Below are 15728 nucleotides of genomic sequence, written 5' to 3'. Positions count from 1 at the left end.
AGGAACATGGTCAGAACTGTAGTCACGCGACCAACTGCTCCGCAACGTTCCATCCGCGGATGTAGTCGACGGTGAAGGTGGGGACGAGCCGGCCGTCATCACCGACGCTCCGCTCGGGGAAGTCGAACACCGCAAGCATCAACTGCACCGGGTACGACGGGGCGCCTGAGCAACTGCGGATCGGCGCGCCGTCGACGAAGAACGTCGCCTCACCCGAGGCCCACTGGACGGCGTACGTGTGGAAGTCGGCCAGGTCCAACGGGAGGCGGACCGCCTCGAAGTCCTGCGGCACGGCCGGGTTGCGGATGGTCTTCAGGCCCATCCCGACGGCCGCCGAGCCCGGGACCACCGTGTCGCCGAACACCTCCATCACACAGATCTCGCCGCACCGCTCCGGCTGGTCCTCGAGCCCGACCATCCACAACGACACCATCGAGCGCGGACTGATGTCGGCGCGTGCGCGCAGTTCGACGTACCCGCCGTTCGGAGTCCAGCCCCAGAACGCTTCCTGCTCCTCGCGGACGACGAGACCCTCTCGGTACGGCTGCTGACCGATCGTGCTGCCGACCGGACCGGAGTAGTTGCCGGATTGGATCCCGGACACCCGGAGATCCGGTTTGTGGTCGCCGGAGCACCAGAGTCCCTGGTCAGGCGGGATGCTGAGCGTCAGACAGGAGTCACTCAGCCGGTACGTCGCAGCTGACGCCGCACGGGAACTCCACTGCGGCAGGTAGTACGGCGACCAGGCGGATTGGTCGAGCGAGGACGCTTCGAAGTCGTCCTCGAACACCAGGTCACCGCGGGTCGCGCTCATGACCCCATGATGGGCGATGCCGGCGGCTGTCACATCATGGTGCTTCGATCCGTCTAGGTAGTGATGGACCGCGACCAGGAGAAGGCACCCGTGGACGAGCACGATCAGCTAGCGCGCCAGTTCGAGCAGAACCGCGGGCAGTTGCGCGCGGTCGCCTACCGGATGCTCGGGTCGGTCGCCGAGGCCGAGGACGCCGTACAGGAGGCGTGGTTGCGGCTGAGCCGGTCCGACGTGAGTGACGTCGGCAATCTGTCCGGGTGGCTGACCACTGTGGTCTCGCGGGTCTGCCTGGACATGCTGCGGAGCCGCAAGTCGCGGCGGGAGGATTCACTGGACACGTTCGTCCCGGACCCGATCGTCAGTCGGGAGGTCGGGCCGGAGGACGAGGCGCTGCAGGCGGATGCGGTCGGTCTGGCGCTGCTCGTCGTACTGGAGACGCTGTCGCCGGCGGAGCGGCTGGCGTTCGTCCTGCATGACATGTTCGGGGTGAGCTTCGACGAGATCGCGATGATCGTGGACAAGTCGCCGGCCGCGACGCGGCAGCTGGCCAGCCGGGCCCGGCGGCGGGTGCAGGGCGCGCCGGTGAGTGACGGCGACACGGGGCGGCAGCGGGCGGTCGTGGAGGCGTTCATGGCGGCGTCGCGGAGCGGTGACTTCGAGGCTTTGCTCGCGCTGCTCGATCCGGACGTCGTACTGCGGGCCGACGCCGGGGATGCGACCGAGGACTTCTCCGGTCCGGCGGTGTCGAAGCTGGTCCGCGGTGCCCTGGCGGTGGTCGAGCAGGCGCTGCTCTTCACCCGGATGGCGCCGTACACGGAGGTCGCCGTGGTCAACGGCACGCCCGGCGCGATCACCGTCGTCAACGGCCGCCTGATGGGCGTCATGGGCGTCACGGTCGTCGACGGCAAGATCACCCAGATGGACATCCTCGCCGACCTCGACCGGCTCAAGGAGCTCCCGCTCCCGGCCTGATCAGCCCGAGCACCCGTCGCGCTTGCGCCTCCGCCGTACCGGGCGGGTTCCGGTCGGCGCTGGGTCCGCCCGGACCGATCAGCGTCAGCCAGAACGCCGCCCACACGCAGCGGGCTTCGCGGAGGCGGTCCCGATCGACGTCGAAGCGTCGTACGACGGAACTCCAGTCGGTCGCGCGTCCGGACAGATGCTCGATGAGATTGGCGAGCTCGACCGTGCGGTCACCCAGTCCCGCGTCCTCGAAATCGACGATGCGGATCCGGCTGCCGTCCCAGAGGTAGTTGGCCAGGTTCGGATCGCCATGGCCGACCACCGGGTCGCGCAGGTCGAACCCGGCAAAGCTGTCCAGCCAGACCGCCGCGGCCGTCGCCGCACCAGCGATCACACCGGCGCCTGTGCGGAGGACCGCGAGCGCGGTGCGCGTGCGGTCGACCAGAGCTGCTGTGTCGATCGGGGGCAGGTCGTGGGGATCGACCGACCACAGGGTGGTGAGGGCGTCGCCCAAGGCATCGAGCTGGCTGGGGGTGAGCGCCCCGGAGAGGGGTTGGCCGGGGAGGACCGACATCGAGAACCACGGACCAGGGGAAGCGGGTTGGGACCGGTCCAGGGGGATCGGCGCCAAGCTCGGCGCGTGCTGAGAGAGCAGGTTGAGGGCGGCCCATTCGCGACCCGGCTCGTCGCGGGACCACGAGGCGTAGTGCTTCGTGAGGACCTCGTCGGTGACCTCGACAGTGTGAGTCATCTGGAGAAGTTTGCCGGGGTGTGTCGATTGGGGCCTCTTTCCTTCGACGTATGGGCAGGAGCGGATACGTGAGGGAGTGGGTTCGGATGACGACGCAGGCGGTTGCACCGGGTGCATGTGACGTGGTGGCGGGGCTGCTCGGGGCTGGGTTCAACGGTGCCGTCCGGCTGCCCGGTGAGGCGGAGTACGACGCGCAGCGGAAATCCGTGATCCCGACGGTCGACTCGCGGCCGCTGGTGGTCGCCGAGGCCTACAGCCGGACCGACGTGCAGGCGGCGGTGCGGACGGCACGGGAGTACGGCGTACCGGTCGCGGTGCAGGCCACGGGTCACGGGACTCGCGTTCCGGCCGACGGCGGGATCCTGCTGAAGACGACGCCGATGACGTCCGTACTGGTCGACCCGGAGCGTCGGATCGCCAAGGTCGCGCCGGGCGCGCGCTGGGGTGCGGTCCTGGACGCAGCCGGTCAGTTCGGCCTGGCGCCGCTGTCGGGCTCGCACCGCGACGTCGGCGTCACCGGGTACACGCTCGGCGGCGGAGTCGGCTGGCTCGCGCGGAAGTACGGGTTCGCGGCCGACAGCGTGATCCGCGCCGAGGTCGTCACCGCGGACGGACGCCTCGTCACGGCGAGCGCCGAGCGCCACGCCGACCTGTTCTGGGCGATCCGCGGCGGCACCGGCAACTTCGGCATCGTGACCTCGCTCGAGTTCCGGCTGTACCCGGTCCGCCAGGTCCACGCCGGCATCGTGTACTACGGCATCGACCGAGCGGCCGCGATCCTGCGCCGCTACCGCGACTGGACCACCACGATCCCCAACGAGCTCAGCACCGCCGTCCTCCTGACCCGGGTCCCCGGCACCGAACAGCGCGCCGTCGCGATCAAGGTCCTGTACGCCGGTGCCGCCGAGCTGGCCGAGCACCTGCTGAAGCCACTGTTCGCGGTCGCCGGTCCCAGGCTGGCCGGCGAGCTGACCACGATCGAGTACGGCGACGCCGCGATGGGCGGCACACCCGCCCGGCACCTCGACTTCCTCGACACCCTGACCGACGACGTGATCGACGTGGTCACCGGCTTCGACGACGAGGACGCGCCGACCGTCGAGATCAGGCACTGGGGTGGCGCGATGGCGCATCCGGGTCCCGGCGCGGGACCGGTCGGTCACCGCGGAGCGTCGTACTCGCTGATCGTGGACCGGGAGATGCACGGTCTGCTACCGGACTCGGGTCGCACGTTCGTGAACTTCCTCGGTGATCCCGGCCGCGCGGACACGGCGTACGCGCCGGAGGATCTGCGTCGGCTGCGCGAGGTCAAGCGGGCCTACGACCCGACGAACTTCTTCCACCTCAACGCGAACATCCGGCCATGAACAAGCGACCCGGTCCCCAGGAGGGCAGGGGACCGGATAGCTCAGGGCGTCTCGGGGTTTGCTCAGACCGTGCCTGAGTTGCCGTAGACGGTGACGTGCACGTGGTCGTAGTGGTTCGCGGTGGTGCTGCCGCGGTCCTCCATCGCGCGCCAGCCTTCGCTGCTGCGCTGGACCGTCCAGATGTGCTGCTGCCAGATCAGCTGGCTGACACCGAGCTTCTTGTAGTTCGCGTGCAGCCAGTCGGCGACCTCCTGGCCCTCCGAGCCGCTGACCATGATGTCCAGTGCGTGCCCGCTCGAGTGCTCCGAACCACTGTCACCCGAGCGCAGACCGCCGTACGACGTGATGTCCGGGAACTTGGCGCAGATCGCCCGGTGGACGCGGATCGCGTCCTCGGTCAAGCCGCTCTCCACCGAGGAACCGGCCTTGCAGGCGGCCTGGGAGATCGCTCCGCCGGCTGAGGCAGCGGTGGTTGCGACCGGCTTGGTGGCGGACAGGTACACCGCCTTCACCCAGCGGGACTTGTTGTCGCTGACGACCTCGGCCCAGATGCCGTCGACCTTGCCGGTGACGGAGACCTTGGTGCCCTTCGGCAACACGTCCAGCAGCACGCCGGTCAGCGGGAGGGACCAGAGGTTCACGTCGGTGGTGGTGTACTTCGTGCCCGTTGCCTTCGGCGGCGTCGCGGTGCGGGTCGGCGTCGAGGTTGGCTTCGGGATCGGCGCCTGCTTCTTCAGATGCTTGGGCGCCGGGGTCGTCTTCGGCTTGGGAGCCGCTGTCGACGGGGTGACGTTCAACGGGGGTCGCAGCGCGTCCCGGCTGACCTGGGTGTCGCGCGACAGCTGCAGGGACGAGCTGGCGATCGACGGGTCGAAGGTGACGTGGTGGTCGGGGAGCGCGGCCGCCGAACCGGTGGCCACCAGGGCCACTGCTGCGCCGGGAATCGCCACCTTTGCAATACCTGGGCGGATCACCTGCGGGCGAGGTTGACGGTGCCGCGCCTGTCTATGCCGTCCTGCAGTCACTTCTGGAAACCCAATCTGCCGAGACCAAAACGTTATCGACCGGAGGAGTCAAGCACACATCGCGACGCGGGTTCGAATCGCCCCCCAGTCTTAACGCATTACGAACGTCCACCAGCCTCGGCTGAGTCGTGATCAGGCCGCTATCCGGATGTGATCACCCCGAGATCAAACGCTTGGTCGACACAGCGCGTCCGTGATCCCAGGCCCACTCGCGCCGGCCGTCGCACGTCGACCGATACCTCGCGTCGACTTGGTGCACCACGTCCGTACGGCGAGGGGCGTGGCGTGCGGATGTGGTGCACAAGGTGGGGTTGTGTGATCCAGGTGGCGGCGCGGAGGGGTGGCTGCCTGGTTGACTGCGGGCGTGAATGAGCTGGGGTTGCGGGTCGAGCGTGGAGTCGTGGCCCGGCTGGTGATCGATCGGGTCGCGAAGCGGAACGCGTTGACCCGCGCGATGTGGGAGGCGCTGCCCGGACTGCTCGCGGAGCTGGCCGCCGACGACCAGGTGAAGGTGCTGCTCGTCACCGGCGAAGGACCGAGCTTCTCGGCCGGAGCGGACATCCACGAACTGATCTCCGGCGACGATCCGGCCGATCCGATGGCGGAGCTGCGCGCCTTCAACCTGCGCGCGCAGTCCGCGCTACGGGAGTTCCCGAAGCCGACGATCGCGGTGGTGCGGGGCCACTGCATCGGCGGCGGACTCGAGATCGCGGTGAACTGCGACTTCCGGTTCGCCGCGCGGGACGCGACGTTCGGGGTGACGCCGGCCCGGATCGGGGTGGTCTATCCGCCGGCCGCGATCAAGGTGCTGCTGGACCTCGTCGGTCCCGCGACAACGAAGTACCTGCTCTTCAGCGGTGACCTGCTGACCGCGGAACAGGCCGAGCTGAAAGGCCTGGTGGATCGTGTCGTCGACGACCCAGCGGCGGAGGCCGAGGCGTTCGCGGAGACGATGGTGTCGCGCTCGCAGCTGACGATCCGCTCGGCCAAGGAGACGGTCAACGCGCTGCTGGCCGGCGCGGACGCGGACGCCGCGGCCCGATCGCGGTATCGGGAGACGATCGCCTCCGGTGAGCTCGCGGAGGGAATCGAGGCGTTCGCCCGGAAGCGCTCGCCCGACTTCCCGTGGCACTCAGGCTGAGACCAGGGTGCCGCGGAGCTCGACCCGATCGCCGACCGCGGCCGAGACCCGGGCCGCGATCGCCTGGGCGTGCGCGTCGTCGGCGACGTCGACCAGGTAGAAGCCCGCGAGCTGCTCCTTTGCCTCGCCGAACGGCCCGTCGGTGACGACTTGCGCGCCGTCGCGGATCTGCACGATCCGGCCCTCCTCGGGCGGCAGCAGGCCCTCGGAACTGACCAGCTCGCCGCTGGCCGCGAGCTCGCTCTCGAGCCGCATCAGCCGGCCGAGCGCCTGCTGGTCCTCGTCGGTCCAGGTGCGATCGATGCTCCGGAAGATCATCACGACGTACTTCATGGGCCTCACCGTAGCGACCCGGACCGACAGAACCCCGCGGGCCGGAGTGGCCCACGGGGTTCTGGTGTCAGGTCGGACTAGCGGTGGATCAGTACCAGTGCCGGCGTCCGCCGACGGCCCGGCCTGTCGATCCGAGCAGGAAGAGCACCGCTCCGACCACCAGCAACACGATGCCGATGGTCCACAGGATCGGAATACTCAGCAAGAATCCCAGAATCAGCAGGATCAAACCGAGGATGAGCATGGAGCCTCCTTCTAAGAGCTGCCGGGCGGTCGCTGGCAGCCACGGGACTCCGGTGCCCCAGTCGCATGGCTCCGAATCTCCAACAATCGTTTGATGTCACGACGCCACTGGCTCGAGCCGCGGTGAGCGCTTCCGATCGAGGAGGAGTGCGCAGCCCGCCAGACCCAGCGCGATGAACAACCACACCGCCATGAACGCCACTCGGTAGCCGTGGGTGAGCGCGGTCGCCGTGGCGCCCGTCGTACTGGCTGTGGCGACCGCGGAGAGTACGGCGATGCCTACTGCACCACCGATCTGGAAGCTGGCGTTCTGCAGACCGGAGGCAATCCCGGAGTCTGGGCCGGCCACGTCGCTGAGGGCGGCGATGGCCCCTGCGACCGTTCCGGCACCCAGTCCGGCGCCGAAGATCGTCAGACCCCAGAAGGCCAGCTCGAAATACCCGGAGTCCACGGTGAGCTGAGTCATCACGGTGGTGCCGACCCCGGCGAGCACTAGCGAGACGAACGCGACCCTGCGCATCCCCACTCGGGTAACGAGGTGCTGTCCGACCATGGAGCCGACTACTGCGGCAGCCGCGAGTACGGCGGACATGAGGCCGTAGCGGATCGCGGAGACGCCCAGCGCCAGTTGGGCGTACTGCGTGTAGATGAAGTTCAGCCCGAACGCCGCCAGCCCCCAAGCGATCGTGATGAGGTTGCCGCCGACCAGCGCGCGCGAGCGGAAGATCCGCAGCGGTACGAGAGGTGCGGCGGACCGCTTCTCCACGACCACGAACAGCCCGAACAGACCGACCGACAACAGCACCAGCAAGACAGTCCACCCGATCGCCGAGTCGGGCGCTTCGATGACGGCGTACACGAGCACGATGAGCGCGCTGGTCACCGTGACAGCGCCGGCCACGTCGAAACCGCGGCGGCCCGCTCCACGGCTGTCCAGCAGCAGAACGGGAGCCAGTGCGGCGACCAGCAGGCAGACCGGCACGTTGATGAAGAAGATCCACTGCCACCCAAGTCCGTCCGTGACGGGCCCTCCGATGAGGGACCCCGCCGTACCGCCGACACCACTGGTCGCTCCCCAGATCCCGAGCGCCTTGTTGCGATCCGGACCCTCGGGGAACGTGGTCATCACGATCGACAGCGCACTCGGCGCCAGCACGGCGGCCGCCGCGCCCTGCAGCCCCCGCGCGAGGACCAGTGCGTCACCGCTCCACGCGAACCCGCAGAGCAGCGAGGACCCCGCGAACAGCAGCAGTCCGGTGATGAACACCCGCCGCCTACCCAGCAGGTCGGAGATACGGCCCCCGAGTAGAAGCAGGCCGCCGAACATCAGCGCATAGCCGCTCGGCACCCACTGCACGCCACCGGTCGAGAAGGTCAGCTCACGCTCGATGGACGGTACGGCGACCAGCACGATCGACGCGTCCAGGATGATCATGAACCCGGTCAGGCAGAGCAGCGCCAGTGCGAACCAGCGCTTCGATTCGGTAACCATCTGACATCTCCAGTACGGCGGGGACGCCCGGGCTGAGCGTCACTCGGTGGAGACGTCGGGTTCACTGGGACCACTTCGACATCTCGGACTGTCGAACTTGTGCACCCCTGTTCCGACGTACTGGATGACAGGGGGTCACAGCGGCCTCCGCGAGGGACAGGATGGTGCCTGTGAAGTACATGCTGCTGATCTACAGCAACGCCGAGAGCTGGGCGAGCCTGTCCGCCGAGCAACGCGAGGGTCTGTCCCGGGCGCACGAATCACTGTCGCGTGAGCTCACTGAGCAGGGCCTTCTGGTCAGCGCGGCCGGACTGGCGGATCCCATCACCACCCGGACCGTGCAGGTGCGTGACGACACCGCAACCACCACCGACGGACCGTACGCCGAGGCCAAGGAGCACCTGGCCGGGTTCTACCTGGTCGAGTGCGACGACATCGACCAGGCGATCGGCTACGCGGCCCGGATGCCGGACGCGGAGTACGTCGCCGTGGAAGTGCGGCCGGTGATGGACGCGTCCGGGCTGGAGATGTGAGCGACCCCGCCGGCCGGTCCGAGTCCGGCGACTTCGAGCTGCTGCTGCGTGAGCAGGCGCCGCAGGTGCTGAGCGCGCTGGTCCGGCACTACGGGCACTTCGACCTGGCCGAGGAAGCGGTCCAGGAGGCGCTGCTCGCGGCGGCTCAGCAGTGGCCGAGTGAGGGTGTGCCGGACAACCCGCGCGGCTGGCTGATCCGGGTCGGGTCGCGCCGGCTGACCGATCTGCTGCGCAGCGAGTCGGCCCGCCGACGGCGCGAGGAGAACGTGGCCCAGCTCGCCCCGCCCGAGGAATTCGTTGCCGGAGGCCCGGAAATCGACGATCCGGGCGGCCGGGACGACACGCTGACGCTACTGTTCCTGTGCTGCCACCCGGCGCTGTCGCCGGCCTCGCAGATCGCGCTGACGCTGCGCGCGGTCGGCGGTCTCACCACTGCGCAGATCGCGGCCGCGTTCTTGGTGCCAGAGGCAACCATGGCGCAGCGGATCAGCCGGGCGAAGCGCAGTATCAAGCAGGCGGGCAGTACGTTCGAGCTGCCGCCCGAGGCGGAGCGGGACGAGCGGATGGGCGCCGTACTGCACGTCCTCTACCTGATCTTCAACGAGGGCTACACCGCCTCGTCCGGTACGTCGTTGCACAGTGCGGAGCTCACCACCGAGGCGATCCGGCTGGTGCGGGGCGTGCGCAAACTGCTGCCCGACGACGGCGAGGTGGCGGGATTGCTGGCGCTCATGCTGCTCACCGATGCGCGTCGGCCGGCTCGGACCGGTGCGGAAGGTTCCCTGATCCCGCTGGCCGAGCAGGACCGGTCCAAGTGGAACAAGACAGTCATCGTCGAGGGTGAGGCGCTGGTGACGGATGCGCTGTCCCGTACGCAGTTGGGGCCGTATCAGGTGCAGGCCGCGATCGCCGCGGTACATGACACCGCCGAGCGGGCTGATGACACGGACTGGCGGCAGATCGTCGCGCTGTACGACGTACTCGAGCAGATGGTCGACAACCCGATGGTGAAGCTCAATCACGCGGTCGCAGTGGCCATGGCCGTTGGTCCGAAGGAGGGTCTCGCCGTACTCGAACCACTCGAGTCCGACGATCGCATGACCGATCACCACCGGCTGGAGGCGGTCCGCGCGCACCTGCTGGAGATGTCGGGCGATCTGGCCGCCGCGCGCGAGAGTTACCTGCTGGCGGCCCGCCGTACGACGAGTGTCCCGGAACGCAACTACCTGCAGTCGAAGGCGGACCGGCTGACCTGACTCGCGGTGCTCCCGGACATGTGTCAGGTTTGAGCCGTGGATCTGACCAGGGCCTCACTCCTCCGGGAGATGCTGACCGGTACTGAGCTGGGAAGCCGGACGACCGAGTTCGCGCACTCACTGCGGCGGTTCACCACCCGGAACGGTGGACTGATGCTCTTCGGGCCGGTCGACGACGAGCCGTGGCACCTGACCGCGCACCTGGACGACGAGCTGCACCGGGCCGGGGTCGACGACGTCCGGCCGTCGCTGGTCCGCTGGGCGCCGCCGCCGGACGCACCGCCGCACCTGGCGATCGGACTGGACCGGTTGCGCGACGCGGGCCGCGGCGAGTCGCTGCTCGTGGTGGCCGAGGAGGATCCGGCGGAGACGCTGCTCGAGCGGATCAGCGACGTACGGCGCCGAGGTACGACGATCTTCAGCATCGGGAACGGGGACGAGGAGCTGACCTCGCTCAGCCACGAGACGCTCGTGCCGGAGTTGCTGGTGCCGGACGGGTTCGGGTGGACGAGCCGGCGGATCGAGCTCGACCACGACGAGCCGCAGGCCGCGCTGACCGACGTGGAACCACAGACCACCACGGAGGGGTTCGAGATGGCGCAGCATCTGGTCAGCCTGGCCGCGGCCGACCAGGACGCCGGTCAGCCGGGCTGGCGACGCCGGCTCCGCGCCGCCATCGAACGCCTGTCCGGCGAGCCCGCTTGAACGCCTGTCAGGTGAGCCCGCCTAACCGCTACGCGTCGAGGTAGAGCGCGGCCAGCCGGGGCAGGTGGGTCTCCAGGTCGTCCTCGTCGTCGAAGTCGATCTCCTTGCCGGCCGGCAGGTCCGGCGTGTCCGGCGCCTCCGCGTCGACCGCCTTCCAGTACGCCGCCTCGTCGCCGGTCACGTTCTTGTACGCGTGACTGCCGACATGCAGCAGGCCTTCACCGTCGAATCCCTCGAAGCCTTCCGGCCGGTCCTCGTCGACCACGTCGGCGAGCGAGTCCGGCTCGGCCAGCGCGGCCTCCCAGACCTCCCGCCCCTGCGCGACCAGCCAGCCCCGGAACGAGTCGAACCCGTCCTCCGAGGCCCCCGAGTTGATCAGGTACGCCGCCGCCCACAGATCCCACCGGAAAGACTCGACCTGCAACCGCGCGAGCTCGACCCCGAACCCCGCGATCTCCTCGGCCTCCAGCCCACCCAGCACCTTGGTCAGCGCGTCCGCAACCCCGTCCGGATCCGCCACGGTGTCGTCCACCCCACCGCGCGCATCCTCAACCAGCCCCCAGAATCCATCCCTGTCCACCCCCAAAGCGTCTCACCACCCCTAGGCCAAACGGGAGCGCTGATCGCAGATGATTTACGACAGGTCGCGCCGTCACACCTCGTGTGCGAACTGGCGCAGGGCGGGAGCGAGTACGGACGGCTCCGTGCTGTGGTTCTCACCGGGGACAGGCTTCAGTGTCGCGGTCCGGAGGTGAGCGGCCATCGCTTCCGCACCCGAGATCAGCCACGGCGCCGTCTTGTCGCCGTGCATGACCAGGACGGGTACGTCGATCGCCGCCCAGCGGTCCGCGGGCAGTGGGTTGCCGGACATCGTGGTCCCCATGATGCGGCCGTCGTACGAGATCGTGGGCGCGACGTCCTCGACCGGCGCCCAGTACGGACTCTGCCGGATCCCGGCAACGAACTCGGATGGCATCCCGGCCGCGGCTGTCATGAACAGCTCCGCCGCCTTGTCCCGCTGACCGGCCGCGACGAACGCGTCGAGTTGCTCGACGTAGTCGGACGGCAGCGGCGGACGCGAGTCGTCGACCACCACCGGCGGCTCGAACAGGGCCAGGGCGGAGATCGGCAGCACGGCCGCCGCCGCGTCCAAGGCCAGGAGTGAACCGGAGGACCAGCCGAACACGATGGCCGGCTGCCCGGCGTCCTCGATCAGCGCGGCGAGATCCTCGATCTCCCGCTGGATCGTGTACGGCGCGGTGTCGGTGCTCTCACCACGTCCGCGCCGGTCGTAGGCGTAGACCCGGAACTCGTCGCTCAGCAGCTTCGCCACCTCGGCATTCGCCGGGTTGACCGCGCGGTAGGCGGTGGCGCCGTCGACCATGATCAGCGGCCGCCCCTCGCCCCACGCCTCGAAGGCGATCGTCGTGCCGTCGGCGGACTTCAGTGTGCTCATCGTCCTCTCCTCTGTGGTCGTGGGAACTGGACCGTACAGTACTCAGAAAAGAACTGGACTGTCTAGTATGATTTCCGTGACCGCAGAGGAGGACGTCGTGGAGTATCGACAGCGGGCCGCCGTCTGGCAGCCGGAGCAGGCCGTCACGATCGAGGGCGAGGGCCGGACGCCGCGCAAGCGCCGGGCGATCCTGGCCGCGGCGACCGAGGTCTTCCTCCAGCACGGGTACCTCGGCGCGAGCATGGACGAGGTCGCCGCGAAGGCCGGCGTCTCCAAGCAGACCGTCTACAAGCAGTTCGAGAACAAGGAACGCCTGTTCGCCGAGATCGTCCTCGGCACCAGCGATCAGCTGATGGACGGACTGGTCCAGGCGTACGCCGAGACTCTCGACGGCGCCGCGGACGCGCGTGAAGGCCTGCAGGCGCTGGCTCGCCGACTGCTCGACAGCCTCACCGCAGCCAGCGTCCTCCAGTTGCGCCGGCTCGTGATCGCCGAAGCCGATCGGTTCCCCGAGGTGTGCGGAGCCTGGTTCACCAGCGGTTTCGAGAAGTCACTGGAGGCGCTGGGCGAAGCGCTCACCCGGCTGACCGAACGCGGCTTGCTGCGTGAGCTCGAGGACCCGACGCTCGCGGCGTACCAGTTCGCCGGGCTGGTCATGTACAAGCCGATGAACCGGGCGATGTTCGCCGGCACCCGGGAGCGCCCGGCCCCGGGCGAGCTCGACAAGCTCGCCGATCAGGCCACCGAGGTCTTCCTCGCCGCCTACGGCGCCTGACCTCTAAGCGTCTTCCCCGGAAGGTGGCGCCTCTGATCTCGACGGATCGGTGACATGCCGGTGGATCCGCCAGCCCGTCCAGGCCAGAAGGCCCAACGGGATCGGCAGCCAGAAGGAGACGAGCCGGTACAGGAGCGTCCCGATGAGTGCGGTGTCCGGGCTGATTCCGATCAGGACGAGCAGCGCTGTGAGACCTGCGTCGACGAAGCCGAGGCCGCCCGGTGTGATCGGGACCAGTGCGAGGGCCTGGGCGACGACGTAGGCCAGGAGCACCATGGAGGGGCGGGCATGCGCATTGAGCGCCGCCAGCGCTGCCACGAGCGCGGCGTAGTCGAACATGCGGTTCGCCGCCGCCGCGAAGGCCGCAACCCACCAATGACCCTTGAACGCAGCGGCGACCCGGTCCCGCTGCGTGACCAGCAGCGCGGCGCAACTGTCGGCGGTCACACTGCGCTTGACGATGTGGATAACGCGACCGACCGCACGACCGACCAGCACAACGAACCGGCCCCAGGTGAGCGCTGTGAGCCCGAGACCGACGATGACGATCGCCATGATCAGCGAGACCAGGAGGCCGAGCTCGAGCTGCCGAGCGGGCGGTGGACCGATCAGCACGGCGGGCACCGTGAGCACGGGCAACAGCAACAGCACGCCGGTGGTGATCAAGCCGATAGCGGTCAAGGCGGACGCGACGACGGCCGCCGGCTGCCCGGCTTGGATCAAGAGCCTCGCTTGGAGGACACCGCCGGTGGCCGCGCCGCCGGGGACGACCTTACTGGCCGCGTTCCCGGCCAGTTGCGCCGTCGCGATCGTGCCCCACCCCGCATGGACCGGTTGTAACCCCTCGTCCCCGGCCTCCTGGGCCAAGGCCAGTCTCGCGAGCCACCACAGTGCGGCGAAGCTGCAGGCCTCCAGTACTGCGAGGACCGGGAACCACCAGGGTTCCACGTCCGCGAGGCGTGGCCAGGTTCCGAAGAGGGACAGCAGGCTCGGCGCCACGATGTACAGGCCGACGCCGGTAATCGCCAGGCCGACAGCGCGGCCGCCCCATCGCCGCACCAAACCCCCGCCAGCGACGCGCATGTCTCACCTCGCCCAGTGGACCACTCGCCTCGCCACCATAGCGCGACCAGTGGAGTCGACCACCCGCCGCAAGCTCACACATCCCACCGGTCGGTGGATCTGCGGCTCAGAGGGTGCCCCGGGTCGAGGTCCGTACGACGAGCTCGGGGGTGAACGTGACCCGCTGGTGTTCGTGGTCCGGGTTGGACGACTCGTCCAGCAGCAGCTCCGCGGCGGTCCGGCCGAGTAGCTGCCGCGGCTGACGGACCGACGTCAGCGGTACGGCGGCCGCCTCGGCGAACTCGATGTCGTCGTACCCGACGATGGCGAGGTCCTCGGGAACGCGCAGGCCGAGGCTGACGCACTGCTGCAGCAGGCCGAGGGCGAGCAGGTCGTTCGCGCAGAACGCGGCGGTCGGGCGGCGGGCCGCCGGGAGCCCGGCGAGTCGTTGCCCTGCGCCCCTGCCTTCGGCGACGGTGAGGGCGCCGGTGGTCAGTTCGATCAGGTTCTCCGGTGGTTTGCCGGCCTTGCGCAGTGCACTGCGGGCGCCGTCGCGGCGGTCGATGACCTGGCCGATCGTGTTCGGGCCGCCGACGTACGCGATCCGTTCGTGGCCGAGCTCGAGCAGGTGGGCGATGGCGAGCTCACCGCCGAGTACGTCGTTCACCGCGACCGAGCAGTGCTCGCCGCCGTCGATGGCGCGGTCCACCACGACCACCGGCGTACCGCGGGCGGGGAGTTTGCGCAGGCGGGAGGAGTTCTGGTCGATCGGGGTGATCAGGATGCCCTGCACGCGTTGCTGTTCGAGCAGGTCGAGGTAGTCGGCCTCGCGGTCGGCGTCCTCGTTGCTGTTGCACAGGAAGACCGACAGGCCGGCCGCGCGGGCCGCCTCCTCGACGCCCTTCGCGACGTCGGTGAAGAACGGGTTCCCGGCGTCGAGCATCAGGTAGGCGAGGATCCGGCTGCTGCCGGCGCGGAGCTGCCGCGCCGACTCGTTCCGCACGAACCCCAGCGAGGCCATCGCCGCCTCGACCTTGGCCCGCGTCAACGGACTGACCACCTCGGGCCGGTTGAGCACATTGGAAACAGTTCCGAGGGAAACCCCCGCAGCCGCGGCGACTGCCTTCACGCCGGCCGCATGCCTCTTAGCGGCGCGCCGCCGCCGACCTCCTCCTGCGGAGGAGGGGGGAGCGGAGGAAGGGGAGGGGCCGGAGGTCTGCTCCGGCGCGCTGTCTGCTGGCATGCTCGTCCTCCCCGCATCAAGAGTCCTGCGACGGACCGGTTTGAAACGTCTTAGCTGGCGAAGCCTACCTGGTTCTCGGGTGGTTTCCGCAGTAACGGTCCGGGATCGGACGCCGACAGGTGGGCGAGGTCTTGACGGCTGGAGGGGCCCGCGCTTACGTTCGTGCAGTCCTCTTGAAACCTTTCAGCTACTGCCGCCCCGAGTTGGAGGTGACTATGGCCGACCTTGTGAATCGCTACTGCTTCTGCCTCCAGGTCAGACCCGACCGCCTGGACGAGTACGTCGAACGCCACCGGAACGTCTGGCCGGACATGCAGACCGCGCTGCGGGACTCCGGCTGGCACAACTACTCGCTGTTCCTCCGCGACGACGGCCTGCTGATCGGGTACGTCGAGTCCGCCGACCTGGAGGCCGCGCAGAAGGCGATGGCGGCGACCGAGGTCAACACCCGCTGGCAAGCCCAGATGACCGAGTTCTTCAGCGGTATTGACGGCCGCCCGCCGGACGAGTCGTTCCTGCTGCTGCCCGAGATCTTCCACCTGACTGCGTTGGATATTGAAGGGGACTGA

Annotated in this window: 18 protein-coding genes; 8 read left to right on the top strand and 10 right to left on the bottom strand. The window is 69.0% G+C overall.

Annotated features, from left to right (window positions below; genetic code table 11):
* Window positions 1-22: 22 nt before the first annotated feature.
* Window positions 23-814 carry a glycoside hydrolase family 16 protein gene (locus tag ACXC9Q_RS18605; RefSeq protein ID WP_457057835.1) on the bottom strand — a complete coding sequence of 264 codons (792 nt, stop codon included), beginning with the start codon at window positions 812-814 and terminating at the stop codon, window positions 23-25.
* A 90-nt stretch (window positions 815-904) separates the two neighbouring features.
* On the opposite strand from ACXC9Q_RS18605, the gene sigJ reads away from it, so the two are divergent.
* Window positions 905-1786, top strand: a complete 882-nt coding sequence (gene sigJ, locus ACXC9Q_RS18600) for an RNA polymerase sigma factor SigJ (protein WP_457057834.1) — start codon at window positions 905-907, stop codon at window positions 1784-1786.
* Here sigJ and ACXC9Q_RS18595 read toward each other — a convergent pair.
* Window positions 1761-2528, bottom strand: a complete 768-nt coding sequence (locus ACXC9Q_RS18595) for a phosphotransferase family protein (RefSeq protein ID WP_457057833.1) — start codon at window positions 2526-2528, stop codon at window positions 1761-1763. The two genes, sigJ and ACXC9Q_RS18595, sit on opposite strands and share 26 nt — an antisense overlap.
* Window positions 2529-2614: 86 nt before the next feature.
* On the opposite strand from ACXC9Q_RS18595, the gene ACXC9Q_RS18590 reads away from it, so the two are divergent.
* On the top strand, window positions 2615-3895 hold the full coding sequence (locus ACXC9Q_RS18590; RefSeq protein WP_457057832.1) for an FAD-binding oxidoreductase: 1281 nt from the start codon (window positions 2615-2617) through the stop codon (window positions 3893-3895).
* A gap of 62 nt (window positions 3896-3957) precedes the next feature.
* On the opposite strand, the gene ACXC9Q_RS18585 is transcribed toward ACXC9Q_RS18590, so the two are convergent.
* Complete coding sequence (locus ACXC9Q_RS18585) at window positions 3958-4845, bottom strand: SH3 domain-containing protein (RefSeq protein ID WP_457057831.1); 888 nt, start codon at window positions 4843-4845, stop codon at window positions 3958-3960.
* A 439-nt stretch (window positions 4846-5284) separates the two neighbouring features.
* Here ACXC9Q_RS18585 and ACXC9Q_RS18580 point away from each other — a divergent pair, with 439 nt between their 5' ends.
* The gene (locus ACXC9Q_RS18580) at window positions 5285-6061 is read left to right on the top strand and encodes an enoyl-CoA hydratase/isomerase family protein (protein ID WP_457057830.1); all 777 of its coding nucleotides are present in this window, start codon (window positions 5285-5287) and stop codon (window positions 6059-6061) included.
* On the opposite strand, the gene ACXC9Q_RS18575 is transcribed toward ACXC9Q_RS18580, so the two are convergent.
* From ACXC9Q_RS18575 to ACXC9Q_RS18565, 3 genes are all read right to left on the bottom strand, one after another.
* Window positions 6053-6394: a YciI family protein gene (locus tag ACXC9Q_RS18575; RefSeq protein ID WP_457057829.1), complete on the bottom strand. Its 342-nt coding sequence runs from the start codon at window positions 6392-6394 to the stop codon at window positions 6053-6055. The genes ACXC9Q_RS18580 and ACXC9Q_RS18575 overlap by 9 nt on opposite strands.
* Before the next feature lie 88 nt (window positions 6395-6482).
* Window positions 6483-6638: a DUF6131 family protein gene (locus ACXC9Q_RS18570; protein ID WP_166679556.1), complete on the bottom strand. Its 156-nt coding sequence runs from the start codon at window positions 6636-6638 to the stop codon at window positions 6483-6485.
* 96 nt (window positions 6639-6734) lie between these two features.
* Window positions 6735-8129, bottom strand: coding sequence for an MFS transporter (locus tag ACXC9Q_RS18565; protein ID WP_457057828.1), 1395 nt, complete (start codon window positions 8127-8129; stop codon window positions 6735-6737).
* A 179-nt stretch (window positions 8130-8308) separates the two neighbouring features.
* Here ACXC9Q_RS18565 and ACXC9Q_RS18560 point away from each other — a divergent pair, with 179 nt between their 5' ends.
* Genes ACXC9Q_RS18560 through ACXC9Q_RS18550 form a run of 3 tightly spaced genes read left to right on the top strand, consistent with a single transcriptional unit; the run spans window position 8309 to window position 10623 of the window.
* Complete coding sequence (locus ACXC9Q_RS18560) at window positions 8309-8662, top strand: YciI family protein (protein ID WP_328526901.1); 354 nt, start codon at window positions 8309-8311, stop codon at window positions 8660-8662.
* The gene (locus tag ACXC9Q_RS18555; protein WP_457057827.1) at window positions 8659-9918 is read left to right on the top strand and encodes an RNA polymerase sigma factor; all 1260 of its coding nucleotides are present in this window, start codon (window positions 8659-8661) and stop codon (window positions 9916-9918) included. Before ACXC9Q_RS18560 ends, ACXC9Q_RS18555 begins: the two co-directional genes overlap by 4 nt.
* Window positions 9919-9954: 36 nt before the next feature.
* Window positions 9955-10623, top strand: a complete 669-nt coding sequence (locus ACXC9Q_RS18550; protein WP_457057826.1) for a hypothetical protein — start codon at window positions 9955-9957, stop codon at window positions 10621-10623.
* 28 nt (window positions 10624-10651) lie between these two features.
* Here the strand turns inward: ACXC9Q_RS18550 and ACXC9Q_RS18545 are convergent, their stop codons facing one another.
* Both ACXC9Q_RS18545 and ACXC9Q_RS18540 read right to left on the bottom strand, forming a co-directional pair.
* Window positions 10652-11203 (bottom strand): DUF4240 domain-containing protein, encoded by a 552-nt coding sequence (locus ACXC9Q_RS18545; protein ID WP_457057825.1) that lies wholly within the window; start codon window positions 11201-11203, stop codon window positions 10652-10654.
* 72 nt (window positions 11204-11275) lie between these two features.
* Entirely contained in the window at window positions 11276-12079 is an 804-nt protein-coding gene (locus ACXC9Q_RS18540; protein ID WP_457057824.1) for an alpha/beta fold hydrolase, read from the bottom strand.
* 76 nt (window positions 12080-12155) lie between these two features.
* Here ACXC9Q_RS18540 and ACXC9Q_RS18535 point away from each other — a divergent pair, with 76 nt between their 5' ends.
* Entirely contained in the window at window positions 12156-12854 is a 699-nt protein-coding gene (locus tag ACXC9Q_RS18535; RefSeq protein WP_329483384.1) for a TetR/AcrR family transcriptional regulator, read from the top strand.
* Between the two features lie 3 nt (window positions 12855-12857).
* On the opposite strand, the gene ACXC9Q_RS18530 is transcribed toward ACXC9Q_RS18535, so the two are convergent.
* Together ACXC9Q_RS18530 and ACXC9Q_RS18525 are read right to left on the bottom strand one after the other, a co-directional pair.
* The gene (locus ACXC9Q_RS18530) at window positions 12858-13937 is read right to left on the bottom strand and encodes a lysylphosphatidylglycerol synthase transmembrane domain-containing protein (protein WP_457057823.1); all 1080 of its coding nucleotides are present in this window, start codon (window positions 13935-13937) and stop codon (window positions 12858-12860) included.
* A gap of 106 nt (window positions 13938-14043) precedes the next feature.
* On the bottom strand, window positions 14044-15045 hold the full coding sequence (locus tag ACXC9Q_RS18525) for a LacI family DNA-binding transcriptional regulator (protein ID WP_457057822.1): 1002 nt from the start codon (window positions 15043-15045) through the stop codon (window positions 14044-14046).
* A gap of 329 nt (window positions 15046-15374) precedes the next feature.
* Here ACXC9Q_RS18525 and ACXC9Q_RS18520 point away from each other — a divergent pair, with 329 nt between their 5' ends.
* Window positions 15375-15728: an L-rhamnose mutarotase gene (locus ACXC9Q_RS18520; protein WP_457057821.1), complete on the top strand. Its 354-nt coding sequence runs from the start codon at window positions 15375-15377 to the stop codon at window positions 15726-15728.

Source organism: Kribbella sp. CWNU-51, from assembly GCF_054073265.1.
Note: the sequence above shows the minus strand (reverse complement) of the source record. Positions and strands in the feature narration are given on the sequence as shown.

Coding starts and splice junctions, on each gene's coding strand:
- ACXC9Q_RS18605 (WP_457057835.1), bottom strand. CDS start 814: ATGAGCGCGACCCGCGGTGACCTGGTGTTCGAGGACGACTTCGAAGCG.
- ACXC9Q_RS18595 (WP_457057833.1), bottom strand. CDS start 2,528: ATGACTCACACTGTCGAGGTCACCGACGAGGTCCTCACGAAGCACTAC.
- ACXC9Q_RS18590 (WP_457057832.1), top strand. CDS start 2,615: ATGACGACGCAGGCGGTTGCACCGGGTGCATGTGACGTGGTGGCGGGG.
- ACXC9Q_RS18575 (WP_457057829.1), bottom strand. CDS start 6,394: ATGAAGTACGTCGTGATGATCTTCCGGAGCATCGATCGCACCTGGACC.
- ACXC9Q_RS18570 (WP_166679556.1), bottom strand. CDS start 6,638: ATGCTCATCCTCGGTTTGATCCTGCTGATTCTGGGATTCTTGCTGAGT.
- ACXC9Q_RS18565 (WP_457057828.1), bottom strand. CDS start 8,129: ATGGTTACCGAATCGAAGCGCTGGTTCGCACTGGCGCTGCTCTGCCTG.
- ACXC9Q_RS18560 (WP_328526901.1), top strand. CDS start 8,309: ATGCTGCTGATCTACAGCAACGCCGAGAGCTGGGCGAGCCTGTCCGCC.
- ACXC9Q_RS18540 (WP_457057824.1), bottom strand. CDS start 12,079: ATGAGCACACTGAAGTCCGCCGACGGCACGACGATCGCCTTCGAGGCG.
- ACXC9Q_RS18530 (WP_457057823.1), bottom strand. CDS start 13,937: ATGCGCGTCGCTGGCGGGGGTTTGGTGCGGCGATGGGGCGGCCGCGCT.
- ACXC9Q_RS18520 (WP_457057821.1), top strand. CDS start 15,375: ATGGCCGACCTTGTGAATCGCTACTGCTTCTGCCTCCAGGTCAGACCC.